Genomic DNA, 19,731 nt, shown 5'->3' with positions numbered 1-19,731 from the left:
TATTTTTTGTAATGTGATGATTGACAATGAAAAAAATATACAACTGTATGATTGTACGATGTACAAAGTACAATGATACAATGGGCAATGATACAATGGGACAGTGGACAATGACTGTTGTGTCTTGTAATGCTTTACCAAACTATCGAGGTTTAATGTCGCTGTAAAGCTGACATCAAATAAAAAAGGACGATAAGAATCGTCCCTATTATAATGTATTTAAAACCTTACGGCATTTGTTGATAAATGGCAGCGAGAAACTGTGCATAGGATTTTTCTAAAACAATAATGTCTCCCGACTTCAGATTGAGCATTCCTGCTCCTGCTCCATCGCCTCGGAAACCCGCTCCCTTCAATAAAAAATATTGGGCTGGCTGTGCTTCCTTATAAGCCAAACGAATGCGAGAACCTAAAAAACCGCCCGTGGCAAGGGGATAATCTTCCCCAGGCTGCAAATGAAACTGATAGTATGTGCGAGAGGGAAGCGTTATTGATTCATCCTTCAACTTAAACTTAGTGGCTTTATGGGAAGAAGAAAATATATAGACTGTATTATGGTCTTGGTAGTGAAAATCCGAAGTGTAATAGAGATTGATATAATAATGTGAGGGATTAAATACCTTGTCTCCTCCATCTATACGCTCTTCTTTCTTTATAGAAAAACTATTGGCACCAATGGTTTTTGCCTTTTGATAAACTTGACTGAACACTGCTGCATCATCGCTGGAAAAACCTTGCACCTCTACTTCTCCTAAATATTGAGCATCTATGGTATCTGTGACTTGATAGAAAAACTTATCCTTATTATCACTGATTTTAATGGCTTTGCTCAAAGTAATGTATTGTGCAAAAGCAAAATGAATCACAAATACGAAAATGGCAGAAAGTGTGGTTTTCATCTATTGTTTATTTTCTTTTAAAATCGTGACGCAATCTTGCAAACTATGTTCCCAATGTTTTGGTTCTATTTTATAGACCGCTTCTATTTTATCCAAAGCCATTGTGCTTCTTGCCGGTCGCTTTGCTGGTGTAGGATATTCCTCTGTGGTAATGGGATGAAGCCTGATGCTAGACCCTGAAAATGCTGCTATTTTTTCAGCAAAATGAAACCAAGTGGTCTCAGGATAATTAGAAAAATGGAAAATACCAAAGGTTTTAGACTCTTGCTCGATGATGTGCATTATCGTTTCTGCTAAATCATTAGCATTGGTAGGCTGCCCGTATTGGTCGGCAACGATATTGAGCTCCTCTTTTGCCTCAAACAACGATAGCATTGTTTTTACAAAGTTTTTATTGAACTCCGAATAAAGCCAAGAGGTTCTGATGACAATGGTATGAGGGTTTTCTTCTAATGCCAACTCTTCTCCTTTTCGCTTAGACGCCCCATAAACCCCAAGGGGATTGGTAAAATCATCCTCGCTATAAGGGATATTGGTGTCGCCATCAAAAACATAATCTGTAGAGATATGGATAAGGGTTACTCCGTACTCCTTACACACACGAGCTAACTTTTCCACCCCAAAGGCGTTCACCTCAAAGGCCTTTTCCGTTTCTTGCTCTGCTAAATCTACTGCTGTATAGGCAGAGGCATTGATGCAAAACTGAGGTTTCAACTCGGAAATATAATCTTCCAAAGCCGATTCATCTGTGATATCCAGCGTAGCAGAATCTGTAAAATCAAATGTATATTGGGTAGCGTATTGTGGGGCTAATTTTTGTAAACAATTGCCCAATTGCCCATTACCTCCTATTACTAATATTTTTTTCATCTTGTTTTTATTTAGCCAATTTATTTTGTCTTCTTAGAAACTCTGCTCTGCTTTGGAATGTTTTCTGCTCCAAATCTACCAAAAGATGCCCAAACTGCTCCAACAATTCTGCTGGTTGGCTTTCGGATTTTCTGGTTTTAAGATTGAAATAAATCACGGTAATCCAAAGAACAGCATAGATGGTTTGCTCATCTTCGCTTTTCATCAGAATTTCTACTTTAGAAATGCGGTCGCTCAGCTCTATTGTTTTGCTGGAAATCGCTACTTTAGAATTGTATCTTACTTCTTTCAGATAGGCGATTTCGTTTTGAATGGCAATCCAAGTGCAACCTGTACGGCGGGTGTATTCTTCATAGGTGAAACCATAGAACTGCTCTACATGGTCTTCTCTTGCATTGAGCATATACTCTAAATACTTCACATTATTGAGATGCCCTATAGGGTCGCAATCACTGAAACGGACTTTTACTACCGTTGATATTTCTTTTTCCATTGTGCAAAAATAAAAAACCACTCTAAATAAAGAGTGGTTTTGAATGATAATATTTGTTAATATTAAAGCCCTAATTCTTTTTTCACAGCTGCGGTAGCATCAGCTCCGTTTTTGTAGATAAGTCCAGCGTTATTAGCATCAAAGATCAACTCCCATCCGTTAGCAGTTGCTACTTTTGACACAGCATCATTAAACTTCTTTTCGATTGGTGCATAGGCAGCATCTGTCTTCTCTCCCAAGTCTTTCTGAGCGGCTTGCTCCATCTGAGCGATATTTTGCTGAAGTTTTTGTAATTCTGCATTTCTTTGCTCATTCACTTGTTGAGTTTGCTTTGGTGCTTCTTCTGCATATTTTGCATATAATTCTTGAGCTGATTTCATTTGTTTTTCAATCTCTGCTCTCTTAGCATTAGACAGTGCCAATAGTTGCTCATCTGCTTTTTTCTTTTCTGGCATTAGGTTAAGAATCCCAGCTACATCTAGAGTTGCTACTTTCTGAGCTTTTGCTACACCTACTGCTGCGAACATCATTACCGCTGTAAATAATACACTTAGTTTTTTCATAATAGAATTTTAGTTTAAATTGTTTTTAATTGTTAATCTTTTTATTTCTTTTTTGTATTAGGTGTTTTTCCTTCTGGCTTGATGAGTAAGTCTAAGACCTTATCGGTATAGTCGTACCTTTTTTCTAGGAATAGCACACTAATGTTATTACTTTTATCAAGAACTATGCCCAAAGCATTTTTTTCTGAAACGGTTTTAATGGCGTTCCATATTTGGTCTTGGAAAGGTTTGGTAAGATTGGCTCTTACTTTGGTTAATTCTCCATCTGTTCCAAAACGATTGGTGATTAATTCTTTTATTTTCTTATCCAACTCTTGTACCTCTTGTTCTCTTTGCTTGTAGTGGTCGCCTACAAGGAGAACTTTCTCATTTTCAAAAGCTGTTTTCTTGGTTTCATATTCAGATTGCAATTTCTGAACTTCCTCTTCCCACGCCTTAATCTGAGCGTTTAGCCTTCCTTCTGCTTCTTTATACTGAGGTAGTTTAGAGAGGATATAATTGGTATCTACCACGCCTATTTTCTGTGCAAAGGTAAACCCTGAAAGCAAAAATACTACTAAAAATGCAAATTTAAAACTTTTCATACTTGTAAGCAATTATAATGTTTGGTTCATTAAGAAGTGTGTTTTCCATCCAGATGGTTCGCTAGAGCCAAGAGTGCTATCGAAGCCATAAGCAAAATCAAACCCGATAAGCCCAAAAGCCCCCATATAAACTCTAATCCCCAGACCAACAGAGCGTCTTAGCTGGAATGGATTATAAGAACCCCAAGAGTTCCACGCATTACCACCTTCTGCAAAAGTCAATGCATAGATTTTAGCCGTTTGATTCATAGAGATAGGGTACCTTAGCTCTGCAGCAAATCTATTGTAAATGGTAGCTCCTCCGTAAGGGGTAATATCGTATGGCGTACCAGAAGTGTATCCCGTTTGTGAGGCATTCTCATATCCACGAAGTGGGATAAGCTCTCTACCATCAAACCTACCTCCAAAGAGGCCCGTACCTCCCATATAGAATCTCTCAAATGGTGGTGCTCCCAGCTCCTTGTTATAACCACTCATAAAGCCCATCTCCGCAGTAGTTCTTAGGACTAATTTTCCTATTACTGTATTGTAGGTATCTGCCTTGAACTTCACTTTGTAAAACTCCATCCACTCATATTTATCCGTAGGTTTCATTGTAGAGTAATCTTTTTTATTCCACAAAGAATATGGTGGCGTGAATTTCACTGAGGCTTCCAAATTAGACCCCGTGGTAGGGAATATTGGGTCAAAACCTGCGGAGTTTCTACTCAATGCTACATTGAAGGAGAAGTTTTTTGCCGAGCCGTAGTTTTCCGTAGTATCTCCAAATTGGAATGGATAGTTCTGAAACTTATAACTCTGATACTGAACTCCCGTGTAAAGCGAGAACCAATCATCTGGCCAGCTCAATCTCCTATTAAGCCCCGCTGTAAGAGAGAGTATGTCTAGTTTCATATCAGCTCCGTATTGGTCTTTATAATTTACCTTAGAATAGTTGGCTCCTACAGAAAGTGCCGTAGGTTTGCTTCCAAATAGCCAAGGCTCCACAAAATTGATACCATAATTTTGGAAAAACTGCCCTGCTTGTGCTTGGATAGAGAAGGTCTGCCCATCTCCTTGTGGTACAGGTCTAAAGTCTTTAAACTTCAAGAAATTTCTTAGGGAAAAGTTGTTGAAAGTTAATCCCAAAGTTCCTATAAAAGAGTTTCCTCCGTATCCTGCCTGAAGCTGTACTTGAGAAGAGCCTTTCTCTACCACTGTCCAATGGAGGTTCACTGTATTATCTTGCGGATTAGGCTGTACATCTTGCCCTATCTGCTGAGGGTCAAAATAGCTAAGCCCTGCCAAGGTAAAGTAAGTTCTTTTGATAGAGGATTTGGAAAACAGTTCCCCTGGTTTGGTTTCTAAAGACCTGAGGATAACGTGGTCGTGTGTAGTGGTATTTCCAGACCAAGTAATTCTATTCCAAGCTGCTTTCTCTCCTTCATTGATTCTGATTTCCAAATTAATAGAATCTCCCACTACAGATTTTTCCACTGGTGTTACTTGCGAGAAGAGGTAACCATTGTTCAGATAAAGGGATTTGATATCCGAGTCATCTTCCTTACCACCATCTTCGCCCACTTTCTTATTAAACCCTACGGCATCATAGATATCGCCTTTTTTATAACCCAATAATTTATGTAATACCTCAGTAGAATAGCTGGTATTTCCCAAGAAAGTAATATCACCAATGTAATATTTTTTACCTTCGTTCAGTTTTACATTGATTTCGTAATTGTTTTTAGGATTTCTCCACACCGAATCTGAAACAATAGCCGCATCTCTAAATCCTAAGGACTGATAATAATTAATCAGATTACGCTTGTCTTCCTCGTATTTTTCTTTCACAAAGCGAGATGGCTTTAATATCCCACCAATACCAAATCGTTTTTGTTTGGTCTCTTTAAACCCTTTCTTTTTCAGTTTTCCCGAAGAAACGGAATGATTTCCTTCAAACGCGATACGGTCTATCTTGATGCGTTTTCCTTTATCTACCTCTATGGTCCAATCTATCATATTGGGGTCATTGCCATTAGCTTTTTCTTGGATAGAAATTTTGGCATCAGCAAATCCTTTTTTGATGTAATCTTGTGGGATTTTAGATTGGAGAGAAGCCCGCAGGTCATTGGTAATTTTAGTTCCTGGTTTTAGGTTGTTATCTTTTACCAGTTTTTCCTGCTTACTTTTATTCATTCCCTTTCCTGTGAACTTTACCTCACCTAAGTCTTTCAAATCCTCTAAGCGAAATCTGAGCACCACCTGTTCTCCTTCTATGCTTTCCACATATACCTCTACTACGGAGAATGCATTTTGCTCCCATAGTTTTTTGATGGCATTGCTGATTTTCATTCCAGGGATTTCCACTTTTTCATTTTTGGTAAGTCCTGAAAATCTCATCACCTGAGCGGGTGAATATTTTTTCACGCCATCTATCACGATGTCTTTGAGGATGTAGGTTCCGGGCTGGTTTTGCATCGCGGCAGTGGTAGCCTCTGGTACATTCGTAGGTACTGGTGTTTCCTGAGCATAGAAATATGCCGAGGCTGCAAACATCACAATGGGTATGAATTTTAATTTCATTGTCTAAATATCGTAAGTTTCTAAACTTTTATTAATTCTCTTGGAGCTGTTCGCTCGTTTTGCCATATCGGCGTTCTTTATTTTGGTAATCTACAATACATTTGAAGAAAACCTCTTTATTGAAATCTGGCCAAAGGATATCTAAAAACTGAAGCTCTGCATAGGCTATTTGCCAGAGTAAAAAATTACTGATTCTAATCTCTCCACTGGTTCTTATCATCAAGTCCACTGGTGGAAAGTCTTTAGTGTAAAGATGCTGTTCAAAAACGGCTTCATCTATGGCATCTGCATCCAGCTCTCCCGCTTTTACTTTTTGGCTGATTTGTTTCACGGCACTAAGGATTTCCTTTTGTGAGCCATAGCTAAGGGCTAAAATTAGGTTACCTTTGGTATTATGCTTGGTGAGGTCTATCAGATTGTTCAGTTGGTCTCTTACCAACTCTGGTAAAGAATCTATATCCCCTATCACGTGCATTCTAAGCCCTTTGGTATAGATTTCTTCCGCCTCTTTCAGTAAGGTCTCTGAGAGCAGCGACATCAGGGTATCTACCTCATCTTTTGGTCTATTCCAGTTTTCTGAAGAAAAAGTATATAGGGTAAGGTAAGGGATATGGATTTCATTGCACGCATTGATGGCGTCTCTCACCGCTTGGATAGCGTTTCTATGTCCATAGGTTCTCTCCTCCCCTCGGGATTTCGCCCATCTTCCGTTCCCATCCATAATGATGGCAACGTGCTGGGGTAGATTCTGAATGTTTATGTCTTCTTTATAGCTCATATTTTATTAATCACAATAGCACGGTGGTCTCCCGAAAGAATAGGTTAAACTAAGAGTAACGCTATTAATCCAGTCTTTGGAATTGGTATTACCGTAGGTGTTTTCGCTTACATAAGTATCTGCCCTCTCTCTGGCAACAGCAATATAGGGGTCTTCTTGGAGCAGAGAGCGATTGGTATTAGAATTGGTAATATCTCTATTATAGGTAAGTCTTACATCACTATTGTTAATGGTACTATAATCTATTCCATCTGAGAATGTAGGCTTGAACATCAGCTCACCAGAAAGAGCCCAATTGTAATTAAATTTGTACTTTAATCCTACTCCAAAAGGCACTGCCAATGTTAGTTTATTAGCGTAGGTACGCTCTGGCGTTGTGGTAAAATCATCCGCTGTAGAGGGGACTAAAGCATTTCCCGAAGCATCTCTATTAAAGTCATTAGCAAAGGTTATTCTTCTTACACTATAAAATACACCGCCAATTCCCCCAAAGATATAAGGGCTTAGCATTGCTTTTTGCTCATTATTTACAGGAAGAAAATTATACTCAAACAAGGCATTGACTTCCACGCCAGAATTGGTTCCTCTCAATTCTCTCTGTCTGCGATAGGTTTCTTTAGCGTAGGCATCATCAAACTGAATGCTACCATAGCCCAAGTCGAAACGAAGGGTCTGATGAGGGTTGAAGTTCAATCTATACATTGCTCCCACATAGACAGGCACACCGTGCTCAGAGAAAGAATGGGTAAAAGGCTTTTGCAAGATATAATTAGTTCTACCAATATCGCCTACCAAACTATTACCCCCCAGTTTGATTCCTATCTCGTGCCGCTGTGCTCCAAGCCAAGTGAACATCAGAATACAAAGCACCATCTGAATGCTTTTCTGAACAAAGATTGTATGAAGCGAGTTGTTTTCCATAAAGTTGGTGCAAATATAAAACATTTTTGCCTTAAAAAAATTCATAAAAAATAGTTAAATAAGAATAAAGATTTATAAAATTGCTTAAAGAACGAAATCTTAAGAATATTATTTTGGTAAGTTTTCTTATTAGGAAAGTGATTTTACTTTCTCATCATACCAAATGCCATAGTGGCTCAACAAACTCCACCCCAAACAAAACATAACCTACTGATTCTCATAACATAGTAAGAATATTATAAATCATTACCTTTTTGATTAGAAAAAGCACGCCTGCTTTTACTAAAAACCTCGCCTGCTTTCACCTAAAAGCACGCCTGCTTTTGCCCAAAACCTCGCCTGCTTTCTAATGAAAGGAAGTGAAGTTTCATTCTATACTTAAAAATGCACTTGTTTTTTCATACGCCGGCTGATAATTTCGGTTACATTCATTCCTTATACTTAAACTTATTATCTACCAAAAAGCCTTCTCTGCATAGGGAGAAGGCTTTTAAGGAATTATTTCTTTCCAAAAAGTTGTTTAACTTTATTTCTTAATCTAATCAAGAATGGTTCTTCATAGTTAACATCTTCATCAAAATAACCGTAGCCATAACCATAGCCGTAGCCGTAACCATAGCCATAGCCTTGCTGTGTATTGTAATCATTATACACCAAGCCGAGATGTTTCACTTCCTGACTATGATATTTATCTAAAATCATTTTCAGCATATGCTTTTCTGTATATTCGTGGCGTACCACATATACATTGGCATCGGTGTATTTCATTAGTTCAAATGAATCCGCTACCAAACCAACTGGTGGAGAGTCTATCACTACAAAGTCATATTCTTCCTTCAATTGCTTAATGAGGTCTATATTCCTCTGACTCATCAATAACTCTGATGGATTCGGCGGAATAGGCCCAGATGTAGCAACATCTAATGTTGGAATATGAGTTGTATTAACTACTTCTTCAAATTCAGATTCCCCTGCAAGGTAATTGGACAATCCGAATTTATTATTAATATTAAAGTCTCCAAATATTTTCGGTTTTCTCAAATCCATTCCAAGTAGAATGGTTTTCTTTCCACTTAATGCTAGTACAGAAGCAATATTGATAGAGTTATAGGTTTTCCCTTCCCCACCAATGGATGAAGTTACCAAGATAACTTTTCCTTTTCCATCTTCTTCGTAAAGAAATCTCATACTAGCCCTCACTCCACGGAATGCCTCTGAAACAGAAGATTTTGGTTGCTGGATAACCGTAAGATTGTTCTCGTGATTATTTCTACCAATAACGCCCAGTAATGGGATTTTAGTAACCGATACTAGTTCCTTGATATTTCTAATCTTATTATCCAATAGCTCTACCAATAGTAATATAATTAAAGGAACCATTAATAATCCAAAGATTATCAATATCTGAGTTTTTCTCACATCTGGTGCTATAGGACCTTGCCCAAGGTTTTTTGCAGGGTCTATGATGGACAAATCGCTATTAGTCTTAGCCGCTATTTTGATTTGAGCATCATTTTTTTGCGTTAAAAGAGCACTATATGTTGCTTCTATCATCTTGTAACCCCGCTCTGCATCTAGGTATCTTCTTTGTTTTTCTGGAAGTCCTACCAATCCATTTTCTGCTTTTCTAATTTTTTCATTAATCTTATCTATTTCATTTTGATAAGCTGAAAAATATCTATTAAGCCCTCCTTTAGACGTTTTTTTTGCCTCTTGAATCAGTCTATTGATATCCACCATAGGCTCGGAGTGAGGGGTGTAGATTTTAGCCAACTCCCTTCTCTTCTCATAAAGCAGTTTCAGCTCGGACATAGTTGTCGTAAAGTTTCCGTCAGAGATACCTGCCGCATCAAGATTTATAATATTGTCCAAATTGGATGAAGAAATACTCTTACTAATAGAGTTAAGATAACTTACTTTGGTAAGAATCTCTGCTTTTTTCGTTTCTAAATCTGTGATTTCCTTTAAAGCATTAACATCTTTATTTTCTATATCAAAGAGACCTTCCGTTACTTTTATATCATTTAAAACATTACCAGCTGAATCTAACTTTTTTTCTAAAACTGCCAATTGCTCTACTACGAACTTTTGAGTATTTTTATCTACAATACCTTTATCCAATTCTCTTTTTTCAATCAACTTCTCAACAGTTGAATTTAGGAAATTAACGGTTCCGTTCAGGTTATATCCTTTCTTAGTAATATTCATAATAGTAGGAAGCTCTTCATCAAAATCTACCGAAATAGAGCCTACTATACTTCTTACAGATTGATCTACAGTAGATAGATTAAACTGAAAATTATCTAAACTGATTCCGTTAGGATTATTCACCAATCGGAATTTCAAATTGGGAGAAGTGTACCACTGTCCAATACCAATGATTTTATCCGATGGTTTCTCATAAGCGGGAATAGTTTCAAAAGATTCCGTCTGATAATTATATAGATAAGTACCCTGCCCCTCTTGCGGGTGTATTACTTCATACTTTCCATTACCTTTTGACACTAATTTTACGGTATAGCCTACCTGTTGCAAATGGTTCTTGTCAATTTCTACAAAAGCTGGCAAATCTTCCTTATCCAAATAAGTAGATTTAAAAACACCTTTGGCAGAATAATTTACAAATAAATCTAATTCTCTTACCAGATATTCATTGTGACTTCTAGAAAGAAGAATCTTTTTCAAATACAATCCATCTTGATTTCCAGATTGTCCCCAAATAAAGTTAATAGATTGATTTGGTGTAAAATAACTAGAGGTATTTTTAGAAATACTAAGTGATAATGTAGAAGCATAAATCCTCTGAGCATACCATCTACTATAGGCATAAGATATGGCATACCCTAGTACCCCCATTAGGACAAACCAATACCAATTTTTAGTAATTCTCTTTATAAAATGAATCGGATCAAAAAAAGCGAAACTTTCTTGTTTCTCCTTCTCAGAGACTGTAATGTTATTATTTGTTTGTTTATTAGGAATCATTATAATCTTGTAATTAATAAATAGATAGACAAAGCTGTGGTAAGCAGAGTTACACTAGATGTAATAGTCTGTACTGGATCTTTTCCAAATCCGTTGAAACTCTTAGCTCTTGTATTAAGATAAATTAGATCTCCATTTTGTATCCAATAGTATTGAGAATTCATTATATCTTCCCTCGTAAGGTCTAGCCTCACAGTTTTTATCCCTTCTGGATATCTTCTTTGGAGGATAACATTCTTCCTATCCACAGTTCTATTGAGTCCTCCATTTTGGGCAATAGCTTCCATTATATTTAGAGAGTTGGTATAAGATTTTTTAGCCCCTGTCATCTCTGTGGTTTCGATATCTCCTAGTATATAGTAATTAATCCCATCTAAGTTAAGCCTAACTTCGGATTTTCCTTCCAAGAAATTGGTATTCACATGTTCTTGTATTTCATTCTGAATTTCATTGATGGTTCTTCCCTCCGCTTTTATATACCCTACACCAAATACATTGATATCCCCTTTAGCATCCACGCGAATGCCATTGAAGTAGAAATTAAGATTTCCAGAGACCATTGCCAATCCCCCAGAACCTGCATTGGCTCCTGTATTTCCTCCCCCTCCTGCAGCATTGCTATTTCTTCCTGCTCCTGTCGCAGTTTCTCCACCTGTAGCGTTGTATGAAGAGTAGAACTGTGCAGCATCTCCCTTAGGTGTTGTGATTATATTAAGGTTAAATATATCATTTTTAGTTACTCTGTATTCCTCTTGATTGTATGGCACCAAGCCTTCCTCATTAATTACAAGGCTCTCACTCGGCTGAAGATACCTTACTTCCTTAGATGTAAGACAAGAAGTAAGAATAGATAGCACTGATAGAAAATAAATAAATTTTAGGTGTTTCATCATTCAGAAAATTTATACAAAGGTAATGTTTTAATTATTTTTTTAATTTCTTAATTATATTAGGGAGATATGCTCCAAAAAATCCTATAGATAGCACTATAATGAGCAATAAGTTACTCTCCAAATGTCTTAAAAAATAGGTAATCGTAATAAGGCCTATATAGTACAGCATTATATAAGCCGTTGCTCTCCTATGGGTGAGACCCAAGTCCAATAGCTTATGATGGATATGATTCTTATCCGCATCAAAAGGAGATTTTTTCTGAGAAAGTCTTATGATAATGACATTCAGAGTATCAACAATAGGTAAAATTAGAATAGCAACAGCTATAACGGGAGCAGATTTTAAGTAATAGCGAGGCATATTGGGCATTCCCTTATCAATAAAAATATCAATAAAACATATTGCCGTAAAGACCAATAGACACCCTAAAAGCATAGAACCCGTATCTCCCATAAAGATTTTTTTTCGTCTGAGTGTAGACATATTATAGATAAGAAAAGCTAAAACAGCTCCTATAATCACAGCAGACAATACCACCAAAGGAAAATTATATGCTCCTAATCTGTAATAACTCAATCCGAACAATAAACTACACACTACCGAATAACTCCCCGCCAAACCATCTATACCATCTATCAGATTAAAAGCATTAATAAGAATAATAAAGGTTACGATACTGAAAACAACACTAATGAAATAATTAAGCTCGTAAATCCCAAAGACTCCAAATAAACTCCTAATTCTAACATCTGAACCCAATACAAGCAGTAAAGCCACTACAATCTGAGCAATCAATTTCTTATACGCCCGCATCACCACAATATCATCCATCACCCCAATGTACAGTAGTATAACTAATGATGCAAATAAAAACTTAAACTGACCAAACAACTCATAAGCAAAAATAGGTGCACAGACCGCAATAGAATAAAACAAGGCAATGCCTCCAAGATTTGGTATCTTCAAAATATGAGAACTTCTAATGCCTGGCTCATCCATCAGGTTCTTTCTCCTGCTTATTTTAATAATTGTAGGTATCGAAAAAAATGTAATAAAAAACGACAGTAAAAAACCAAGCCCTAGTTTTACCCAAAATAAGTCCCAACCAGTAGCTGTTATAAGCCAATCAATATTATTAACTTCCATTTTTAATACTAAATCTTGTAAATTTATCAATAATTATCCTCCTTATCTTGCTACAAAGCACCTTTCTGTTGCTACAAGCTACATCAACCTTCTTAAAAACCACTCCATCTTCCCAAAATACATCAGATAAAATATTTTTTTCTTGAATGGCAAAGATACGAGATAATTTTTATCAAATCGCTTATATTGAAGAATATTCGCTAAAAAAATATCCCGATGCTTCATAAAATCTTTTAAACTCTGAGACATTTTATAATAAACCTCATCATCTTTCACAAATGCCAAATACGCTAAAAAGGTATATACCCCTTCCAAAATCTGAAAGTTTTTCAGTTCCTTCTTCCTATCGCTATATTGGGAGTTTCGGAACGCCTCTTCCACATCTTCTACAGCTTTCAAAATCTCCAATCCCCGCTCCGTATGCGTCTTGGTGATAGAGTCTGAACGCTCTAAGTATTGGTAATGGTAAGATTGCGTCTGTGCCAATGTCTCACACTCCAAAAGCAACTGAGGAATCAGCTGGATATCCTCAAAATGCACCCCTTTTTTAAATCTCTTTTCCCTGAAAAGTTCCCGATTGAAGAGCTTGTTACAAGCAAAGTAACTCAAATCCGAAAATACCGAAAAATGTTCTTTCAAATTAATTTTCTCTGGCATATTGGGAATTTGGGTAAGCTTTTGGGTTACTGTTCCAAATTCGTCCACCTTCTGCAAATTGCATACCACCATCTCAGCATTATGCTTTTTGGCGAGATGATACATCTCATCAAACATTGTTTCCGTTACATAATCATCACTATCTACAAAACCTATAAACTCACCAGAAGCCCTATCCAAAGCAAAATTTCGGGCATCACTAAGCCCCCCATTTTCTTTCACGAAAGGGAAAATTTTTTCAGGAAATTTTCGCTGAAAATCATCAATAATGTGCTGAGAATTATCTGTGCTACCATCATTCACCACCAAGATTTCAATCTCTTGCAAAGATTGATTCACCAATGAAGTGAGACACTTTTCTAAATAAAGCTCTACATTATAAACGGGTACTATGATGGATACTTTTTTCATAAAATTATTTAGTATCTATATTTTCGTGCATTTTTTTCGCAATAACATTTACCAACTCCTTATAGCCCTTATCATTCAGATGCAAAGGGTCTTCATACCATTCCGGATGTTTTTGGTAGTCTATATTGGCGTCATTAGGATTTATGAGTATCACTCTATTCTCCAGTCCTTCCTTTTTCAGGTACTTCTTCAGTTCATCTCTGTAAGCATCCAAATTTTTATAATCTTCACCTTTAAGGGAAAACCATAATGCATCTCTATAAACACCTAGTTTTGAGCGTGTATTCTGGCTTTCTTCCACGCTATAATTGGGAATTTCTAAAATAACAGGCGTAATATTATAATGCAATAATGTATTTGCAATTTTCACAACATACTCCGCATAATAAGTTTTACCAAAGCCTCTAAAACTATCATTCACCCCTGCTACAACGATGCAATATTGTGGACAAAATTCTACTACAAACTTTGATGAATAAATGGACTCATTCTTATCAGCAAACAGGTTTTCATAAATCATTTTAGAAGTAGCACCAGAATGCCCAGACTCTATAACATCAGCTTTTACACCATATTGCAATAGCTGCTCTTCCAATGGTTTCTCCATATCTCCCCTCTTCACCCAACTATCGCCTATCATCCCTATTTTCAATTGCCCTGCACTAGGGGGACACGAAGGGGCAGTAAAATATGAAATATCACTTCCAACCGAATATTTATCCGATGTAATGTAAATTAAAATCGTAAAAATTAAAAAAAATGCAAAGAATATCTTTTTTTTCATTAACAGAATTTTATCTTAAAAACCTGCGATTCAAAACACCTCGTTTTGCATCGTTATAATCTTCAAAGGTACAAGGTAACCACTCATCTGTTCCCTCTGCACCTCCGAAATACCATAAATTTCTAAAAACATCCCTTCTAAATACAAAAACTTCACCTTCTATCATCAGAGAATAGGTTTCAAATTTATGTTGCTTAGGATTCTTCTTTTGAATATTAATACCCTCTATCAAATACCAAATCATCTGAGCCAATAATTGATGATTCAGCAGGTTTTTCGTATCAAAGTTATAATTAAATATCCCTACTGATTTCAGTTTCTCAGACATTCCAACCTCCTTCATACAAGCACATATTTCCCTCCTATTCAATCCATTTACTTGAGGATTAATAGAAAATGGAGCCGCAAAACTCTCTACCACATCACAACTAACAGTTACCAAGTCCGCCTCTCTTAGAAACGGTTCCACTTGATTTATTTTCCCCATCATTTCTGCTAATCTCACCCCATCAAACTGCATAGCTCTCATCAAATCAATATAAGAGTTATCATTAAGATGTCTCTGATATCCCAATAAGGTAAATCTTCCTACTGAAAAAGATTTGTTACTAAAAATCCTATTCAAATAATTCTCATCATTTATTTCCTTTCCTTCTGATGAAAATGAGATACAATTAGAAATATGCGTATGGTCAATATTTTTTTGCGTTTCATTCAGAGAAGCAAAAAGGTCATAAGACAAGCTGTTACTACCTCCAATAACAATAGGTATCACATTCCGAGCATAGCAAAAAAGTAAAATCTCTTGCAAAACATAAGATGTATCTTCAGGGGTTTTCCCCGAAATCAAACGCCCAAAATCATAGATAGGAATATCAAAATCATCCGCTGAAAGTTTATAAAAATTTTCCCTAACTTCCTCAAACTTCTTCATTTCAAAGTCACCTCCAGCTCCGCGATAATCCGAAATCCACAACATCGCTATGCCCGCTTCTTCTATACCCGCTGATAATAGTTTCCCCATTTGCCACTTCTCATACATCTGATTTTCAAATGGCATAAACATATCCTTTATTCTCATTTTAGATTCTTTTATCAATCACCAAACAATACATTACGATACATACCTGGCAGCCACGAGGTTTTTGCCCCTTGAAAAACAACAAAGACGAAATAATAGAATATCATAAACACAACAAAGTATAGATGCCCCATTTTTTTTTGTACTCCCGACATAGAATAGACAATACTTGGAATCACTATTGCTGAAAACCCCGAATACATCCCTATCAACCTTGTAGCAAAGGCAGGATTACTTCTAAAAATAAAATAAAAACACACACCAAAAACTAAAATATTCCGTACATATTCATAATACCAAACCTTATTACAAGCTTGCTTATCATATGTAACCACAAATGTTGCATACATCAGCATCATCAGATCCATAAAAGTAGATGGTTTATCTTCTAGCTCCACATACCCTGTATATCCCATTGCCACATCTGGAGGTGCAATACTTTCTATCAAATCTGGAGCGATATTAAAGATTTTCAATGGAGATAATGCCACACTTATAGCTATGAGCAACACTATGCTTACTCTATTCAAAGGAATTTTTACCAACCAATATGCAGGAATAAAAAATGCTGCAGATTTATGGAATATCATAGCAAGATACATCACCAATAGAAAGTACCAAAACTTTCTCCTTTTAATAAACTCATACGACAACAAACAAAACGTCATCGCCAAAGCCTGTCTCATCTGCCCATTATCCGATGTAAAGTAAACTGGGATTAAAAATAACATTGCAGAGAATAATGGATAGGGAGAATTCTTATAATAAGCACTTAGCCTTAATACGGTAAGCATAATAGATACTATCACAGTAAAAAACCAAAATGGGGCTCCTATAGAGTATAAAATTCTATTGAGCAATATATAGCCACCTTCTATCTCCACCTTGGATTCTCTAAATAACAATTTATCCCATACATCTTGACTCGTCAGTGTACTGAACTCAAAATACATCCTATAATACACAGGATAATCCGCTCCTACCCAAACTCTAAATCCTCCAACTAAAACCATCAATATTCCTACCAGCCACAATAGTAGCAAGCTCTTCTTTTCTCGATTTACCTCAAAGAAACTTCCGAAAATAAGAAATAAAAATAAAAACGTAGGAAATGGATGTAGCATTGTCTAATGATAGTACTTATATCGTTACTTCTTTGTTGTTTTCTTTTTCGCTTCTTTGAAAGCGGTTTCATCTTGGGCAGAAATCCATTTCTTCACCTCATCAAGGGAAATATCTTTCAGCTCTTCCGCTGTATATTTGGTATCATCAGCTTTCTTCGGTACTTTTAGCATTGCCTTTTTGAAACGAATAAAAGGTCCCCATCGTCCGTTTTCCAATGCGATTTTCTCATCTTCCCATTGCTTGATGTATCGGTTGGCTTCTTTCTCCAATTTCGCTTCTATCAGTTCATTAACATCAGATTGAGATAGATTATCAAAATCATACTTTTTCGGCACATTGATGTACAAACTTTGATACTTAATAAACGGTCCAAAACGCCCAACACCTTTGGTTACAGGCTCTCCCTTATAAGTTGCCACTGGAGCATCTGCTTTTTTCTTCTCTTCAATAATTTCTACCGCCCTATCAAAATCTACCGACAGTGGGTCTTCGCCTTTAGGCAAACTGATATACGCCTCCCCCCATTTTACATAAGGCCCAAAGCGTCCCACACCTATCGTAATGGTTTTATCCTCATAAAGTTTCAAATCAAATGGCACCTTGAAAAGTTCTAAAGCCTCTTCCAATGTAATGGTAGCAATATTCTGGCTTTCCATCAACGATGCAAACAGCGGTTTCTCATCGGTATCACCATCGCCTATTTGTACCATCGGGCCAAAACGCCCTATTCTTGCATAGACATTCTTACCCGTCTTCGGGTCTGTACCCAAAAGACGCTCACCCGTTGCTCTATCTGCATTTTCATCTACTTCTAAAATCTTTGGATGGAAATTATCATAAAAACCCTTCAACATATCTTTCCATTTCTCTGAACCATTGGCTATATCATCAAAGTCTTGCTCTACTTTTGCTGTAAATCCATAATCCAAAATCTCAGCAAAATTTTCAGTAAGAAACTCATTCACCACTTCACCAATATCGGTAGGGACAAATTTATTTTTATCACCTCCAAATTTCTCCGTTGCTATTTCTTTTTTCAGTTGAGTTTTGGTAAGAGTCATTTTCAGGATTTCCCTTTCTTGTGGCTTGATTTCTCTTTTATCCACATACTCACGGTTCTGAATCGTCTGTATGGTAGGTGCATAAGTAGAAGGTCGCCCTATACCAAGCTCCTCCAATTTCTTCACCAATCCAGCTTCCGTAAAACGAGCCACGGGACGGCTAAACTTCTGCGTAGCAGTAATTTTCTTAAAGCTTAAAACCTCTCCTACACTTACTTTTGGTAAAAGCTTGTCATTATCCTCTTGCTCATCATCTTCGTTTTTATGAATGCCATAAGCACGAAGAAAACCATCAAAAACAATCACCTCACCTTGAGCTTCAAAATGCTGTGACAAGGCAGGATTTCCTATTTCAATGACCGTTTTTTCTATCTTGGCATTTGCCATTTGACTTGCCAAAGTTCTTTTGTAGATTAGCTGATACAACTTATTCAGCTGTGCATCTGCTACACTTTTCACACCGAAATCCGTTGGACGAATCGCTTCGTGGGCTTCTTGTGCCGATGCTGATTTTGTGGTATAATTTCTCGGGTCAGAATATTCTTCCCCAAATTCTTTGATGATTTGTTCCTTAGCACCATTGATGGCTTCTTGGGAAAGATTCACCGAGTCGGTTCTCATATAAGTAATATATCCCTCTTCGTAAAGCCTCTGTGCCACTCGCATTGTAGTGGTAACACCATAGCCCAAACGGTTACTGGCTTCCTGTTGTAATGTAGAAGTGGTAAATGGTGCCGAAGCCGTTCTCTGCCCTGGTTTGGTTTCTACATTCAGGACTTTAAATTCTGTATTTTGGGATTGTGTAAGGAATTGCTCTGCTTCTTCCTCTTTGATAAAATCTTTTTTAAGTTTGGCTGCAATATCTTGCTTATCAGCATTGGTAAAAACACCATCTACTTTATAAGAAACCTTTGGTCTAAAATTTCGGATTTCCTGCTCCCTTTCTACAATAAGCCTTACCGCTACCGACTGCACACGCCCTGCCGACAAGCCCGTTTTGATTTTTCTCCAAAGTACAGGCGACATCTCAAAACCTACAATCCTGTCCAGCACTCTTCTTGCCTGTTGTGCATTCACCAGATTTTGGTCAATAGTTCTTGGATTTTCCACCGCTTTCAGTATGGCATTTTTAGTAATTTCGTGGAAAACAATGCGTTTAGTACTTTCTTCTTTCAGTTTTAATTCTTGGGCAAGGTGCCAAGCAATAGCTTCTCCTTCGCGGTCTTCATCGGAAGCCAGCCATACCATTTCTGCTTTTTTAGCGGCAGCTTTCAGCTCTGCAACCACCTTTTTCTTATCGGCAGAAACTTCATAATCTGGCGTAAAATTCTCCAGATTGATTCCCATTCCTTTCTTAGGTAAATCACGAATATGCCCAAAGCTGGATTTCACCTCAAAATCCTTCCCTAAATACTTCTGAATGGTCTTCGCTTTTGCAGGAGACTCCACGATGACTAAATTTTTTGACATACTGAAAATTTTTGCAAAAATAGAGTTTTTTTATTTATCTCAGATTCTTTGTTTTGGAGTAGCTTTCTATTCGTTATTTGGCAAGACTTCTTTTTCTCACTAGCCTTTGAAAAACATTATGTACACCTTTGCATTTTTTATAAAATTTGATATACCTACCATAACTATTGTATGAATCTAAAAAGGAATTTAAGTAAACCGTGGGTAAAAACCAGCATTCTGCACCTTCGGAGGAGCATTTTGCACCAAAATATGAGCGTTTAGCATCGCCAGACCAGCATTTTGCACCTCCGAAGGTGCTTTTTGCACCAAAATATGAGCGAAAAGCACCGAAATATGAGTAAAAAACTGATAATTATCAGCAAAAAGCACCTCCATACCTGCTCTGAGCTGATAAAAAGATGCAAAAAGCTCATCTGAAAAGTGAAAGAGATGACTTGTAATACC

The 19,731-nt window shown here is 36.9% G+C and carries 17 protein-coding genes; all 17 read right to left on the bottom strand.

Going from position 1 to position 19,731, the window contains the following annotated elements:
- Window positions 1-227: 227 nt before the first annotated feature.
- Entirely contained in the window at window positions 228-899 is a 672-nt protein-coding gene (locus ACFFUE_RS10410; RefSeq protein ID WP_376835112.1) for a hypothetical protein, read from the bottom strand.
- Window positions 900-1,769, bottom strand: a complete 870-nt coding sequence (rfbD, locus tag ACFFUE_RS10405; protein WP_327983934.1) for a dTDP-4-dehydrorhamnose reductase — start codon at window positions 1,767-1,769, stop codon at window positions 900-902.
- Window positions 1,770-1,776: 7 nt separating this feature from the next.
- Window positions 1,777-2,262: an acyl-CoA thioesterase gene (locus tag ACFFUE_RS10400; RefSeq protein WP_376835110.1), complete on the bottom strand. Its 486-nt coding sequence runs from the start codon at window positions 2,260-2,262 to the stop codon at window positions 1,777-1,779.
- Between the two features lie 62 nt (window positions 2,263-2,324).
- Window positions 2,325-2,825, bottom strand: coding sequence for an OmpH/Skp family outer membrane protein (locus tag ACFFUE_RS10395; RefSeq protein WP_376835108.1), 501 nt, complete (start codon window positions 2,823-2,825; stop codon window positions 2,325-2,327).
- A 41-nt stretch (window positions 2,826-2,866) separates the two neighbouring features.
- Entirely contained in the window at window positions 2,867-3,409 is a 543-nt protein-coding gene (locus ACFFUE_RS10390) for an OmpH/Skp family outer membrane protein (RefSeq protein WP_327983931.1), read from the bottom strand.
- A 12-nt stretch (window positions 3,410-3,421) separates the two neighbouring features.
- Window positions 3,422-5,971 carry a BamA/OMP85 family outer membrane protein gene (locus tag ACFFUE_RS10385; protein ID WP_376835106.1) on the bottom strand — a complete coding sequence of 850 codons (2,550 nt, stop codon included), beginning with the start codon at window positions 5,969-5,971 and terminating at the stop codon, window positions 3,422-3,424.
- 31 nt (window positions 5,972-6,002) lie between these two features.
- Complete coding sequence (gene uppS, locus ACFFUE_RS10380; protein ID WP_376835104.1) at window positions 6,003-6,749, bottom strand: undecaprenyl pyrophosphate synthase; 747 nt, start codon at window positions 6,747-6,749, stop codon at window positions 6,003-6,005.
- A gap of 6 nt (window positions 6,750-6,755) precedes the next feature.
- Window positions 6,756-7,694, bottom strand: a complete 939-nt coding sequence (gene porG, locus ACFFUE_RS10375; RefSeq protein ID WP_376835102.1) for a type IX secretion system protein PorG — start codon at window positions 7,692-7,694, stop codon at window positions 6,756-6,758.
- Window positions 7,695-8,168: 474 nt separating this feature from the next.
- Window positions 8,169-10,655 carry an exopolysaccharide transport family protein gene (locus ACFFUE_RS10370; RefSeq protein WP_376835100.1) on the bottom strand — a complete coding sequence of 829 codons (2,487 nt, stop codon included), beginning with the start codon at window positions 10,653-10,655 and terminating at the stop codon, window positions 8,169-8,171.
- Window positions 10,655-11,545 carry a polysaccharide biosynthesis/export family protein gene (locus ACFFUE_RS10365; protein WP_376835116.1) on the bottom strand — a complete coding sequence of 297 codons (891 nt, stop codon included), beginning with the start codon at window positions 11,543-11,545 and terminating at the stop codon, window positions 10,655-10,657. The genes ACFFUE_RS10370 and ACFFUE_RS10365 overlap by 1 nt, the downstream gene beginning before the upstream one ends.
- Window positions 11,546-11,579: 34 nt before the next feature.
- The gene (locus ACFFUE_RS10360; RefSeq protein ID WP_376835098.1) at window positions 11,580-12,695 is read right to left on the bottom strand and encodes a glycosyltransferase family 4 protein; all 1,116 of its coding nucleotides are present in this window, start codon (window positions 12,693-12,695) and stop codon (window positions 11,580-11,582) included.
- A 78-nt stretch (window positions 12,696-12,773) separates the two neighbouring features.
- A complete protein-coding gene (locus ACFFUE_RS10355; RefSeq protein ID WP_376835096.1) occupies window positions 12,774-13,763 on the bottom strand; it encodes a glycosyltransferase family 2 protein in 990 nt (329 codons plus the stop codon).
- Between the two features lie 4 nt (window positions 13,764-13,767).
- Window positions 13,768-14,547 (bottom strand): SGNH/GDSL hydrolase family protein, encoded by a 780-nt coding sequence (locus ACFFUE_RS10350; RefSeq protein ID WP_376835094.1) that lies wholly within the window; start codon window positions 14,545-14,547, stop codon window positions 13,768-13,770.
- Window positions 14,548-14,557: 10 nt separating this feature from the next.
- Window positions 14,558-15,628, bottom strand: a complete 1,071-nt coding sequence (locus ACFFUE_RS10345) for an arginase family protein (RefSeq protein WP_376835092.1) — start codon at window positions 15,626-15,628, stop codon at window positions 14,558-14,560.
- Between the two features lie 14 nt (window positions 15,629-15,642).
- Window positions 15,643-16,752 carry an EpsG family protein gene (locus ACFFUE_RS10340; protein WP_376835090.1) on the bottom strand — a complete coding sequence of 370 codons (1,110 nt, stop codon included), beginning with the start codon at window positions 16,750-16,752 and terminating at the stop codon, window positions 15,643-15,645.
- Window positions 16,753-16,776: 24 nt separating this feature from the next.
- Complete coding sequence (gene topA, locus ACFFUE_RS10335; protein ID WP_376835088.1) at window positions 16,777-19,284, bottom strand: type I DNA topoisomerase; 2,508 nt, start codon at window positions 19,282-19,284, stop codon at window positions 16,777-16,779.
- 189 nt (window positions 19,285-19,473) lie between these two features.
- Window positions 19,474-19,662, bottom strand: coding sequence for a hypothetical protein (locus ACFFUE_RS10330; RefSeq protein WP_376835086.1), 189 nt, complete (start codon window positions 19,660-19,662; stop codon window positions 19,474-19,476).
- Window positions 19,663-19,731 lie beyond the last annotated feature (69 nt).

It is taken from the genome of Bergeyella porcorum (assembly GCF_042427575.1).
Taxonomy (GTDB): domain Bacteria; phylum Bacteroidota; class Bacteroidia; order Flavobacteriales; family Weeksellaceae; genus Bergeyella; species Bergeyella porcorum.
The sequence above is the reverse complement of the archived record's forward strand: the minus strand, read 5'-3'. Positions and strand labels throughout refer to the sequence as shown.